The sequence below is a fragment of the Streptomyces sp. UNOC14_S4 genome, from assembly GCF_020740835.1.
In the GTDB taxonomy this organism is placed as follows: Bacteria; Actinomycetota; Actinomycetes; order Streptomycetales; family Streptomycetaceae; genus Streptomyces.
Window position 1 is genome coordinate 1 of record NZ_JAINFC010000195.1, and the last position, 12,818, is coordinate 12,818.

Annotated in this window: 11 protein-coding genes; 9 read left to right on the forward strand and 2 right to left on the reverse strand. The window is 70.8% G+C overall.

The genetic code is table 11. From position 1 onward, the window contains the following. Positions 1 to 276: 276 nt before the first annotated feature. Positions 277 to 966: a response regulator transcription factor gene (locus K6I34_RS18690; protein ID WP_229327423.1), complete on the reverse strand. Its 690-nt coding sequence runs from the start codon at positions 964 to 966 to the stop codon at positions 277 to 279. Beyond that, a complete protein-coding gene (locus K6I34_RS18695; RefSeq protein ID WP_229327424.1) occupies positions 963 to 2,129 on the reverse strand; it encodes a PAS domain-containing sensor histidine kinase in 1,167 nt (388 codons plus the stop codon). The genes K6I34_RS18690 and K6I34_RS18695 overlap by 4 nt, the downstream gene beginning before the upstream one ends. Positions 2,130 to 2,227: 98 nt before the next feature. Between K6I34_RS18695 and K6I34_RS18700 the strand changes: the two genes are divergently transcribed. The 9 genes from K6I34_RS18700 to K6I34_RS18740 form a co-directional block, all read left to right on the forward strand. Next, a complete protein-coding gene (locus tag K6I34_RS18700; RefSeq protein WP_229327425.1) occupies positions 2,228 to 3,691 on the forward strand; it encodes a penicillin-binding protein 2 in 1,464 nt (487 codons plus the stop codon). Positions 3,692 to 3,799: 108 nt separating this feature from the next. Beyond that, positions 3,800 to 5,329 carry a folylpolyglutamate synthase/dihydrofolate synthase family protein gene (locus tag K6I34_RS18705; RefSeq protein ID WP_229327426.1) on the forward strand — a complete coding sequence of 510 codons (1,530 nt, stop codon included), beginning with the start codon at positions 3,800 to 3,802 and terminating at the stop codon, positions 5,327 to 5,329. A 2-nt stretch (positions 5,330 to 5,331) separates the two neighbouring features. Beyond that, complete coding sequence (locus K6I34_RS18710) at positions 5,332 to 5,685, forward strand: DUF4233 domain-containing protein (protein ID WP_229327427.1); 354 nt, start codon at positions 5,332 to 5,334, stop codon at positions 5,683 to 5,685. Between the two features lie 344 nt (positions 5,686 to 6,029). After that, positions 6,030 to 6,443, forward strand: a complete 414-nt coding sequence (gene ndk, locus K6I34_RS18715) for a nucleoside-diphosphate kinase (RefSeq protein ID WP_229327428.1) — start codon at positions 6,030 to 6,032, stop codon at positions 6,441 to 6,443. Between the two features lie 295 nt (positions 6,444 to 6,738). Continuing rightward, positions 6,739 to 7,758: a rod shape-determining protein gene (locus K6I34_RS18720; RefSeq protein ID WP_004950903.1), complete on the forward strand. Its 1,020-nt coding sequence runs from the start codon at positions 6,739 to 6,741 to the stop codon at positions 7,756 to 7,758. A 140-nt stretch (positions 7,759 to 7,898) separates the two neighbouring features. Beyond that, the gene (gene mreC, locus K6I34_RS18725) at positions 7,899 to 8,834 is read left to right on the forward strand and encodes a rod shape-determining protein MreC (protein ID WP_229327429.1); all 936 of its coding nucleotides are present in this window, start codon (positions 7,899 to 7,901) and stop codon (positions 8,832 to 8,834) included. Between the two features lie 4 nt (positions 8,835 to 8,838). Beyond that, entirely contained in the window at positions 8,839 to 9,546 is a 708-nt protein-coding gene (gene mreD, locus K6I34_RS18730; protein WP_229327430.1) for a rod shape-determining protein MreD, read from the forward strand. Next, positions 9,543 to 11,687, forward strand: a complete 2,145-nt coding sequence (gene mrdA / locus K6I34_RS18735) for a penicillin-binding protein 2 (RefSeq protein ID WP_229327431.1) — start codon at positions 9,543 to 9,545, stop codon at positions 11,685 to 11,687. Before mreD ends, mrdA begins: the two co-directional genes overlap by 4 nt. Next, on the forward strand, positions 11,684 to 12,818 hold a 1,135-nt coding region (locus K6I34_RS18740; RefSeq protein WP_229327432.1), incomplete at its 3' end, for an FtsW/RodA/SpoVE family cell cycle protein. The genes mrdA and K6I34_RS18740, both read left to right, overlap by 4 nt.

The following is a 12,818-nucleotide window of genomic DNA, read 5'->3' on the forward strand; positions in this document are numbered from 1 at the left end:
CTACTGGGCTGCCCCTTGAGCCCGGCCCGCGTCTGCGGGCTGTTCGTGGCCGGTCGCGCAGTTCCCCGCACCCCTTTCAGGGGCGCATGCCCGGGCGCAGCATCGCGCCCCCGCCAGGGGCGCGGGGAACTGCGCGAGCAACCCCCACCGGCCCGCAGTCGCGCGTGGAGCGCAAGTGGCAGCCCAGTGGGCGAAGCGGGGCCGGGGGCGCAGCCCCGGACAAGGAATCACCACTCACGGCAACCCCACCCGGCCGCGCCCGCCGCAGGCGGTACGTCAGTCCGGCGCCCGGTAGCGGTACCCCAGGCCGCGGACCGCTTCCAGCGGATCCGCCGCTTCGTCGCCCGCCGCCTGTCGCAGCTTGCGCCGCAGCCGGAGGACGGCGAATTTGACGCGCTCCCGGCCCGTCCCCTCGGGGTCGTCCCAGACGCGGTCGAGGAGCTGGTCGGTGGTGATGACGCGGCCGCGGTTGCGGACGAGGACCTGGAGGAGGCGGTATTCGATGTCGCTGAGCCGCGCCTCGTGGCCCTGCCAGATGGCGGAGCGGCGTTCGGGGACGAGGCGCAGGCCGTCGTCGAAGGAGTCGCCGGCCCAGCGCGTGGGCGCGGTCCGGCGCAGCAGGGCCTCGACGCGGGCGAGGAGCTCGTCGTTGCCGAAGGGCTTGGGGAGGTAGTCGTCGGCTCCGGCGCGCAGGCCGCGTACCCGGTCGGTCTCGGCGCCGCGGGCGGTGAGCAGGAGGACGGGGAGGTCGCTGAGGTCGCGGGTGCGTTCCAGTACCTCCCAGCCGTTGAGCTGGGGCAGGCCGACGTCGAGGAGCATCAGCGCGGGCCGTTCGGAGAACAGCAGCCGGAGCCCGTCGCGCCCGTTGTCCGCGTGGATCACCTCGTAGCCCGCCCGCTCCAGGAGGGTGCGCAGCGCGAGCGCGAGGTCGGGGTCGTCCTCGACGACGAGGAGGCGGCGGCTCATGCCCCGGCCTCCACCGGGCCCGGTCCCTCCACCGGGCCCGGTCCGGACAGCGGGAGCCGGATCAGGAAGACCGCGCCCTCACCCTCGGTGCCGCCCGCCGTGAGCGTGCCGCCGTGCAACTGGACGACGGTGCGGCTGATGGCGAGGCCCAGCCCGGTGCCGGGGTAGCCGCCGCCGGTCGCATTCGGGGCGCGGACGAAACCGGTGAAGATCTCTTCGCGGAATTTCTCCGGGATGCCGATTCCGGTGTCGGCGACCTCGATCTCCCAGAAATGGCCACGGGCGGTGGCCGTGACAGTGATCCGGCCATCCGTAGGAGTGAATTTCGCAGCGTTCTCCAGCAAATTCGCCAGCACTTGCTGTAGACGGTGTCGGTCGCCTCGGAGGGCGGGGCCGGGCGCACAGTCCAGCACGGTGAAGACGGCCGCTCCTTCCGGGGTGGCCAGCCGGTCCAGGACGGCGTCCCGGAGCATTTCGGCCATGTCCACGGAGTCAAATTCCAGTTCCATCGCCGAGGCCCGCATCCGGGTGGTCAGCAGCAGGTCGGCGATCACCCGCTGCATCCGGTCGGCGTTCCGCCGGATGGCCTCCAGGAAGGAGAGCTGCTCGGTGGCGAGGCCGCCGCGCCCGGCCGGGGCGGTCAGCAGCTCGCAGAAGCTGATGATCGAGGTCAGCGGGGTCCGCAGCTCGTGCGACGCGGCCGCGGTGAACGCGTTGCGCTGCCGCGCGAGCTCGGTCAGCGCGAGGTTGTCGCGCTCCAGGTCGTGCTCCCGGCGCTTGCGGGCGGTGATGTCGTGGAAGGTCCACAGCGCGCCCAGGTGCCGCCCGGCGTGGCGCAGCGGCTCGACCTCGCGCCGGACGGTGCGCCCGTCCGCCAGGGGGATCTCCGCCGTCCGGTGGATGCGGTGGTGCCCCGTGAGGATGTCGCCCGCGGTGCCGGGAAGCCCGTACCCGTCGGCGAAGCGGGACTGCACGAGGGGGACGACCGGCCGCATGGGGGCGCCGGGGGAGAGGTCCACCAGCCCTTCCAGATCGAACATGTGAATGAAGCGCTGATTGGCGGCCAGCACCTCGTCCGCCGGGCCCTGGACGAGCGCGCCTGCGGGCAGCGCCTCCAGCACTGCCTGGAGCCGCTCCCGGTCCTCGGACGGCGGCCTGCTCACCGGTTTCTCACCCAGCTCTCATGGAGTCGGGGAACACTAACTCCGCTTAACGGAGTTTTCGGGAAAACCGTATGCCAAGGAGAGGGACCGCGCCCCCGATGAACAAACCAGTCCGGCACGTCGCCGTCTTCTCCCTGCTGCTGGTCTTCGCCGTGCTCGTCCGCGCCACCTGGGTCCAGGCCGCCCAGGCGGGCAGCCTCGACGACAACCCCCACAACCGGCGCCTGGCCATAGCCGCCTACTCCCGGCCGCTGGGCAACATCCTCGCCGGGGGCGGCACCCGGCTGACCGGCTCCACCACGACCGACGGCGACCTGAAGTACAAGCGCACCTACACCGACGGCGAGCTCTACGCGCCGGTCACCGGCTTCTCCTCGCAGATCTACGGCAGCACGCAGCTGGAGAACCTCTACAAATCCGTCCTCACCGGCACGGACTCCCGGCTGAAGAGCCCTTCCGACGTCCTGACCGGCAAGACGCCGACCCCGGGTGACGTGATCACCACCATCGACCCGGCCGTGCAGAAGGCGGCCGCCAAGGCCATGGGCGGCAAGACCGGCGCCGCCGTCGCCATCGACCCCGCCACCGGCGCGATCCTCGGCCTGGTCAGCACCCCCTCGTACGACCCGGGCGCCTTCGCCGGGTCCTCCGGCGCCGACCAGAAGGCGTGGGAGGCGCTGGAGAAGGACAAGACGAAGCCGACGGTCAACCGGGCGCTGCGGCAGACCTTCCCGCCGGGCTCGACCTTCAAGCTCGTCGTCGCCGCGGCCGCCCTGGAGAACGGGCTCTACCACTCCGTCGACGAGCCCACCGACAGCCCCGACCCGTACCTCCTGCCGGGCACCCGCACCTACCTCCCCAACGAGGACGCCGGCGCCCCCTGCACCAACGCCAGCATCCGCACGGCGCTCCAGTACTCCTGCAACAACGTCTTCGGCCACCTCGCCGAGCGCCTCGGCCAGAAGAAGGTCGCCGAGCAGGCCGAGAAGTTCGGCTTCAACGACGACAAGCTCGACATCCCCGTCCGCGCCGCCAAGAGCGTCTACCCGACCGGCGGCATGGACGCGGCCCAGACCGCGCTGTCCGGCATCGGCCAGTTCGACGACCAGGCCACCCCGCTCCAGATGGCCATGGTGTCCTCCGCCATCGCGAACGACGGCAAGCTGATGACGCCCCGCCTCGTCGACCGCGTCACCGACGGCAGCTCCGGCGTGCTGGAGAAGAGCGACCCCAAGGAGTACTCCACCGCGATGTCCGCCGACACCGCGCGCCAGCTGAAGTCCGCCATGCAGACGGTCGTCGACAAGGGCACCGGCAGCAATGCGCAGATCGACGGCCTGACCGTCGGCGGCAAGACCGGTACCGCCCAGCACGGCGTCGACAACAGCGGCACCCCGTACGCCTGGTTCGTCTCCTACGCGCAGAACAGCGAGGGCAAGCAGATCGCCGTGGCCGTCGTGATCGCCGACAGCGACGCCGCCCGCTCGGACGTCAGCGGCAACGGCCTCGCCGCCCCCGTGGCCAAGGCCATGATGAGCGCGGCCCTGGCCCCCGGCGCCTGAGCGCCGCGCGCCGCCGCACACCACCACGGCATCCGACGGGCGCGCCCGGGACCTGCCCCCGGGCGCCTGATGGCCGCGCTGTCAGTGCCCCTCCGTAGACTGGACCGCGTGACCGAGCGCCCCCTGAACGACGACAGCGACGAGACCGGCACCGGCGAAGAAGACCGGTTTGCCGAGATTGTCGACGCCGAGACCGACAGAGACCCCGACCTTGCCGTGATCGAGGCCGGCAGCCGCACCCTGCGCACGCAGGGCGGCCCGCCCAAGGGCGACGGCATCCCGGCCCGCCCCGAGGACCCCGAGGTCGACCGGGCGCTGCGCGAGGTGGAGACCGAGCTGGCCGGGCGCTGGGGCGAGACCAAGCTCGACCCCTCGCTGCGCCGCATAGAGGCCCTGATGGACATCCTCGGGCAGCCGCAGCGCGCCTACCCGGCCATCCACGTCACCGGCACCAACGGCAAGACCAGCACCGCCCGCATGATCGAGGCGCTCCTCGGCGCCTTCGAGCTGCGCACCGGCCGCTACACCAGCCCCCACGTGCAGTCCGTCACCGAGCGGATCAGCCTGGACGGCGCGCCCATCAGCGCCGAGCGCTTCATCGAGACGTACCGCGACATCCAGCCGTACGTGGAGATGGTCGACGCCCAGGAGGAGCACCGCCTCTCCTTCTTCGAGGTGCTCACCGCCATGGCGTACGCGGCCTTCGCCGACGCCCCGGCGGACGTCGCGGTCGTCGAGGTCGGCATGGGCGGCACCTGGGACGCCACCAATGTCGTGGACGGCATCGTCTCGGTCGTCACCCCCATCGCGCTCGACCACACCGACCGCCTCGGCGCCACCACCGGCGACATCGCGGGCGAGAAGGGCGGGGTCATCAAGCAGGGCGCCACCGTCGTCCTCGCCCAGCAGCCGGTCGACGCCGCGCAGGTGCTGCTCAAGCGCTCGGTCGAGGTCGACGCGACGGTCGCCCGCGAGGGCATGGAGTTCGGCGTCGTCTCCCGCGAGGTCGCCGTCGGCGGCCAGCTGCTGACGCTGCGCGGCCTCGGCGGCGAGTACCCCGGCCTCTTCCTGCCGCTGCACGGCGCCCACCAGGCGCACAACGCCGCGGTCGCCCTGGCCGCCGTCGAGGCGTTCTTCGGCATCGGCTCGGAGCACGCCCGCACCCTCGACATCGACACCGTCCGCACCGCGTTCGCCGCCGTCACCTCGCCGGGCCGGCTGGAGGTCGTGCGCAGCAGCCCCACGGTGGTGCTCGACGCCGCGCACAACCCCGCGGGCGCCCTCGCCACCGCCGAGGCGATCACCGAGGCGTTCGGCTTCAGCCGCCTCATCGGCGTCGTCGCCGCCAGCGCCGACAAGGACGTCCGGGGCCTCCTGGAAGCCTTCGAACCGATCTTCGCCGAGGTCGTGGTGACCCGGAACTCCACCCAGCGCGCCATGGACGCCGACGAGCTGGCCGCCATAGCGGTCGAGGTCTACGGCGCCGAGCGGGTCCAGGTCGAGCCCCGGCTCGACGACGCGCTGGAGGCCGCCATCACCCTCGCCGAGGAGGAGGGCGAGTTCTCCGGCGCCGGTGTCCTGGTGACCGGCTCCGTGCTCACGGTCGGCGAGGCCCGGCTGCTCCTCGGAAGGGACTGACCATGCGCATGCTCTGCTCCAGCACCCTGATCGGTGAATTCTTCATCATCGGGTTCGCCGGTCTGGTGGCCATGCAGACCTCCGACGTGCCCACCGGCACGGTGTGGGCCGTCAGCGGTACGGCGATGGTGCTGAGCGTTCTGCTGTGCGGGATGCTCGGGCGGCCGGGCGGCGTGCAGCTGGGCTGGCTGCTGCAGATCGGGCTGATCGTGAGCGGCTTCGTCGTGCCGATGATGTTCATCCTGGGCGTCGTCTTCGGCGGGCTGTGGTGGGCTTCCGTGCACTTCGGAGGCAAGATCGACGAGGCGAAGCGCCGCTTTGCGGCGCAGCAGACCGAGGTGGGTGACCCCGCGTAGTGGGGTTCGCCTCCTAGCCCGGTTCCTTCTGCAGGCTGGCGACTGCGGGCCGTACGTGGCCGGTCGCGCAGTTCCCCGCGCCCCTTCAGGGCGTGCGTGGCCCCTCGTCTGCGGGCGCGTCGTGGTTGCGCGCGCAGTTCCCCGCGCCCCTGACGGGGCGCACCCCGCCCCGGCCCAAAGGGGCGCGGGGAACTGCGCGACAAGCCCCCACCGGGCCGCAGACGCCGTACAACGCTCAGGCCCGAGCTCGTAGGCGCAGGCAAAGGAAGACGGCCACCCATCCGGGTCAAGATCCGAGGTACCCTCGCCGCACCGAGTCAGCACCCCGCAAGGAGAGCCGCACCATGAGCCAGCGCACCCTCGTCCTCCTCAAGCCCGACGCCGTGCGGCGTGGCCTGATCGGCGAGATCGTCGGCCGTATCGAGCGCAAGGCGGACTGGACGATCGGCGCGCTGGAGCTGCGCACCCTCGACCGCGGCACCCTGGAGCAGCACTACGCCGAGCACGTCGGCCGCGACTTCTACGAGCCGCTGATGCAGTTCATGTCCTCCGGGCCCGTCGTGGCCATGGTGGTCGAGGGCGAGCGGGTGATCGAGGGGGTCCGTGCGCTCGCCGGGCCCACCGATCCCATCTCGGCCGCCCCCGGCTCCATCCGTGGTGACTTCGGCACCATCACGCGCGAGAACCTCATCCACGCCTCGGACTCCGAGGAGTCCGCCCAGCGGGAAATCAAGATTTTCTTTCCGGGCCTTGCCTGATAGTTCATCAGAGACGCACCCATTCTGATCAGGGGCGGCCGATTTTCTTTTCGGTCGCCCCCTGGCATATGCGCGGCGAACGAGGGAACCTCTCACTCCGACACGACGTCACCATTACTGGGGCGCGGTTGCGTTCCGCCGACAATGGCGGAGGAACCCTCGCGCCGCGTACGACCGGTCGAGACTACGATGAAGGTTCCGCGCACCGCAGCGCCCGCACACCGCACACCTGCCGACCTCAAGTAAGCATTCCGCTCCAGCTGGGAAGGCCAGACGTATCCTCATGGGGAACAACATGTCGTTCATCGGCCGTGACATGGCTGTCGACCTCGGGACCGCCAACACGCTGGTGTACGTCAGAGGCCGCGGCATCGTCCTCAACGAACCGTCCGTCGTCGCCATCAACACCAACACCGGCGGCATCCTCGCCGTGGGTGCCGAGGCGAAGAAGATGATCGGCCGTACCCCGGGCAACATCGTCGCCGTCCGCCCCCTCAAGGACGGGGTGATCGCGGACTTCGAGATCACCGAGCGGATGCTCAGGTACTTCATCCTCAAGATCCACAAGCGGCGCTGGATGGCCCGTCCCCGCGTCGTGGTGTGCGTGCCCTCCGGCATCACCGGTGTCGAGCGCCGCGCCGTGATCGAGGCCTCCACCCAGGCCGGTGCCCGCCAGGTGCACATCATCGAGGAGCCGATGGCCGCCGCGATCGGCTCCGGCCTCCCCGTCCACGAGGCCACCGGCAACATGGTCGTGGACATCGGCGGCGGCACCACCGAGGTCGCCGTGATCTCGCTGGGCGGCATCGTCACCGCGCAGTCCATCCGCGTCGCGGGCGACGAGCTGGACAACGCGATCATCCAGCACATCAAGAAGGAGTACAGCCTCCTGCTCGGCGAGCGCACCGCCGAACAAATCAAGATCACCATCGGCTCGGCCTACGACCTGGAGCAGGACGAGCACACCGAGATCCGCGGCCGGGACCTGGTCAGCGGCCTGCCCAAGACCGTGGTCATCTCCGCGGCCGAGGTCCGCAAGGCCATCGAGGAGCCCGTCAACTCCATCGTCGACGCCGTCAAGACCACCCTCGACAAGTGCCCGCCGGAACTCTCGGGTGACGTGATGGACCGCGGGATCGTTCTCACGGGCGGCGGCGCCCTCCTGCGCGGCCTCGACGAGCGGCTGCGCCGGGAGACCGGCATGCCGATCCACATCGCCGAGGACCCGCTGGACTCGGTCGCGCTCGGCTCCGGCAAGTGCGTAGAGGAGTTCGAGGCGCTCCAGCAGGTGCTGGACGCCCAGCCTCGTCGTTAAGGCCGTACGTAAAGGCCGTCGTATGGCCGTGTCCGGCTGCGGTTGTCGCCGCCCAACAACCTGATATACAGGCAGAACGCTCCCGATGACCGGTCCGGACCGCAGCCGGCCGGTCCGACGAGAAGGGCACGCCGCCGCACGTGAGGGACACACGAGAGAGCCGGCTGCTGCTGGTGCTGCTGGTCGCCGTCGCGTTCGCGCTGATCACCGTGGACATCCGCGGTGGTGAGCAGTCCCCGCTCGACGGCGTCCGGCGCGCCGCCGCCTCCGTCTTCGGGCCGGTGGAGGAGGGCGTCGCCGACGCCGTGGACCCGGTCGGCAACGCCGTCGCGGCCGTCCGGGACTCCGGCGGCCGCCACAGCCGCATCGCCCGGCTCGAACGCGAGAACGCCGACCTCAAGCAGCGCCTCGGCAGCGACGACCGCAACCGCACCCGCGTCCGCGAGCTCGACTCCCTGCTCAAGACCGCGGGCCGCGGCCAGTACGGCATCAAGGGCGCCCAGGTCATCGCCATAGGAGCGGCCCAGGGCTTCTCCTGGACCGTCACCATCGACGCGGGCAGCGACGACGGCATCAAGCGCGACATGACGGTGCTCGACGGCGACGGCCTCGTCGGCCGCGTCACCACCGTCTCCCGTTCCACCGCCACCGTCCTGCTCGCCACCGACCCCAAGTTCACCGTCGGCACCCGGATGGAGAAGACCGGCGAGATCGGCTTCGCCACCGGCCAGGGCGACCACTCCGTGCGGGTCGAGCTCCTCAACGGCAAGGCCGCCGTCCACGAGGGCGACCGGCTCGTCACCTTCGGCTCCAGCAGGGACAAGCCCTTCGTCCCCGGCGTCCCCGTCGGCGAGGTCACCCGTGTCGAGCCCGCGGGCGGCAGTCTGACCCGCACCCTCCAGGTGCGGCCCTTCGTCGGCTACAGCCGGCTCGACATCGTCGGCGTCGTCGTCGAGGCCCCCCGCTCCGATCCCCGCGACAGCGTCCTGCCACCGAAACCCGAGGTCAAGCCGACCCCGACGGTGACCGTCACGGTCACCCCCTCCACGTCCGCGAGCGCCTCTCCCCAGGACTGAACCGATGCGCATCAACCGGATCCTGCTCTCCTCCGGGCTCGTGGTCATCGCCCTCGTCGTCCAGGTGACCGTCCTCGCCCGCCTCCATCTCCCCGGCGCCGTACCCGACCTGATGCTTCTCGTCGTCGTCGGCCTCACCCTCGTCTACGGCCATACCAGCGGCGCCCTCATCGGCTTCGGCGCCGGACTGCTCGCCGACCTCGCGCCCCCCGCCGACCACGCCACCGGGCGCTACGCCCTCGTGCTGTGCGTCGTCGGCTATCTGGTCGGGCTCACCAAGCCGGAGACCGGCCGGGTCCGCTCCGTCGCCCTGCCGATGTTCGTCGTGGTCGCCGCGGCCGTCGTCTCCACGCTGCTCTACGCGGGCGTGGGCTCCCTCGTCGGCGACACCGCCGCCCGCCACGTCGGCCTCACCGGCCTCGTCGTCACCGCGACCCTCTACGACCTGCTGCTCGCCCCGTTCACCGTGCCGCTGATCATGGCGCTCGCCCGGCGCACCGAGAACGACCCGCTCGCGGGCGAGGGCGGCCCCGCCACCATGGGCGGCGGTGGCGAGGGCGTCTACCCCCGCCTCGGCGGCCGTACCGGAGGCTTCCTCGGGGGCAGGTCCGGCAGGCGGCCGGGTGCCCGGGCGAGCGGCGGCCGGGGCCTCGGTGGTGGCCGGGGGCTCGGCGGCCGTGTCAAGGGAGTCAAGGGGGTCAAGCGGCTATGACCGGCGGCCTTCCCGAGAGCGGGCGGGGCTCCCGCGTCACCATTCGCCTCGTCACCATCCAGATCATCGTCGTCTCCCTCCTCCTCACCCTCGGCGGACGCCTCTGGTACCTCCAGATCCGCCAGGGCGCCCAGTACACCGCCGAGGCCGCCGACAACCACATCCAGCAGGTCGTCGCCCCCGCCACCCGCGGCTCGATACTGGACGCCCGCGGTGTCCCCCTCGCCGACAACGAGACCCGCCTCGTCGTCTCCGCCAACCGCACCGACCTGCTGAAGATGCACGACCGCGGCAAGGCCGTACTGGCCCGTCTCGCGGGCGTCCTCGGCCTCAGGCCCGAGGACGTCGCCGCCAAGGTGCGGCTCTGCGACGCCAAGACCCCCAAGCCGTGCTGGGCGGGCTCGCCCTACCAGCCCATCCCCATCACCGACGAGGCCACCACCCAGCAGGCCCTCCAGATCCGCGAGCGCGCCGAGGACTTCCCCGGCGTCACCGCCGAACCCACCGCCGTACGCCGCTACGCCGGGCCCGGCGGCGCCAACGCCGCCCAGGTCCTCGGCTATCTCTCGCCCGTCACCGACGAGGAGATCACCAGGACCAAGACGGGACCCGCCCCGCTGCTCCGCTCGGACCAGGTCGGCCGTTCCGGTCTCGAGCGGCAGTACGACACCCAGTTGCGCGGCAAGGCGGGCGTCACCCGCTACGAGGTCGACAACCTCGGCCGGGTCATCGGCAAGGCCAAGAGCGACAAGGCCGTGCCCGGCGCCAACCTCGTCACCAGCATCGACGCCCGCGTGCAGGCCATAGCGGAACACGAGCTCGACCAGGCGATGAAGGACGCCCGGAAGGAGCTCGACCGGAACACCGGCGTCAACTACAAGGCCGACGCGGGCGCCGTCGTGGTGATGGAGTCGAAGACCGGCCGCGTCGTGGCCATGGCCTCCAACCCGACCTACGACCCCAACGCCTGGGTCGGCGGCATCTCCGCCAAGGACTACAAGGCGCTCACCGGCAAGGACTCCAACTACCCGCTGCTCAATCGGGCCATCCAGGGCCAGGCCGCGCCCGGCTCCATCTTCAAGGTCATCTCCGCGACCGCTGCCGTCCGCGCGGGCTACCCCTTCGACGGCAACTACAACTGCTCCAGCTCGTACAGCATCGGCGGCCAGGTCTTCAAGAACTTCGAGTCCAAGGGCTACGGCCCGATCAGCCTCGGCAGGGCGCTGGAGGTCTCCTGCGACACCGTCTTCTACGACCTGGCCTACCGCCAGTGGCAGAAGGACGGCGGCAACAACCCCAAGCACCCGGCGGACTGGTTCTACCGCACCGCCCACGACTTCGGGCTCGGCAAGGAGACCGGCATCGACCTCCCCGGCGAGGTCAAGGGCCGGGTCCCGGACCGCGAGTGGAAGAAGAGCTACTGGGAGGCCAACAAGGACTCCTGGTGCAAGCAGAGCCAGGAGCCGGGCGCGGACGACTACGCCGGGAAGATCGCCAAGGAGAACTGCGAGTCCGGCATGCGCATGCGCGCCGGTGACTCCGTCAACTACTCCATCGGCCAGGGCGACACACTCGTCACCCCCCTCCAGATGGCCACCATCTACTCGGCCATCAGCAACGGCGGCACGCTCTACGACCCCACCATCGGCAAGGCCGTCGTCAGCGCCGACGGGAAGAACGTGCAGGAGCTCAAGCCCACCGCGCACGGCACGCTGCCCTTCGACCGCAGGACCCGCGACCAGATCGACGCGGCCCTCGCCGGTGTCGCCACCCAGGGCACCGCCGCCTGGCGCTTCCAGGGCTGGCCCCAGAAGGACATCCCCATGCACGCCAAGACCGGCACCGCCGAGGTCTACGGCAAGCAGACCACCTCGTGGTTCGCCACCTACACCAGCGACTACACGGTCATCATGACCATCTCCCAGGGCGGCACCGGCTCCGGCGCCTCGGGCCCCGCCGTCCGCAACATCTACAACGCGCTCTACGGAGTCGACGACAAGGGCCACGCCGACCCGGCCAAGGCGCTCCTGCCGCACCCCGAGACGGGCCTCCCGAAGATCGAGAAGGACGGCACCATCGAGGCGCAGAAGATCGAGCCGCCCAGCCCGTCCCCCTCACGGAAGGAGGACAAGCAGGAATGAGCGCCACAGACGGCTACAAGGTCCGCCGCTTCAGCCCCGAACGCGGCGTCTGGGGCAGGCTCACCGCCCGCGACTCCGTCCTGCGCCGCCTGGACGGGATAATGCTGCTCGCCGTCCTGGCCCTCTCGATGATGAGCACCGCGCTCGTCTACTCCGCCACGCGCAACCGGGCCGAGCTCAACCACGGCGACCCGTACTACTTCCTGCTGCGGAACTTCTTCAACATCGGCGCGGGCATGGCGATGGCCATCGGCGCCGTATGGGTCGGCCTGCGGGCGCTGCGCGGTGCGGTGGTCATCCTCTACGGCATCTCGCTGCTGCTCATCCTCGCGGTGCTCACCCCGCTCGGCGCGACCATCAACGGCGCGCGCTCCTGGATCCAGCTCGGCGGCGGATTCTCCATCCAGCCCACCGAGTTCACCAAGATCACGATCATTCTGATGATGGCGACGGTCCTGGCCGGGAAGGTCGACGCGGGGGACCGGGCGTACCCCGACCACCGCACCGTCGTCGAGGCGCTCGGGCTCGCGGCGCTCCCCGTCATGATCATCCTGCTGATGCCGGACCTCGGCTCGGTCATGGTGATCGTGGTGATCGTGCTCGCGGTGCTGCTGGCCTCCGGCGCGTCCAACCGCTGGATCGCGGGGCTGCTCGCGGCGGGTGTCCTCGGGTGTGTGCTGGTCTGGCAGCTCGGGGTCCTGGATACGTATCAGATCAACCGTTTCGCGGCTTTTGCCAACCCTGCGCTTGATCCTTCGGGTGTCGGTTACAACACCAACCAGGCGCGTATCGCGATCGGTTCGGGCGGGTTGACGGGGGCGGGCCTCTTCCACGGCTCCCAGACCACCGGGCAGTTCGTGCCCGAGCAGCAGACGGACTTCATCTTCACGGTGGCAGGGGAGGAGCTCGGCTTCCTCGGCGCCGGGACGATCATTCTGCTGCTGGGGGTGGTGCTGTGGCGTGCGTGCCGGATCGCGCGTGAGTCCACGGAGCTGTACAGCACGGTGGTGGCGGCGGGGGTGGTGGCGTGGTTCGCGTTCCAGTCCTTCGAGAACATCGGGATGACGCTGGGGATCATGCCGGTGGCGGGGATTCCGCTGCCGTTCGTCTCGTACGGGGGGTCTTCTATGT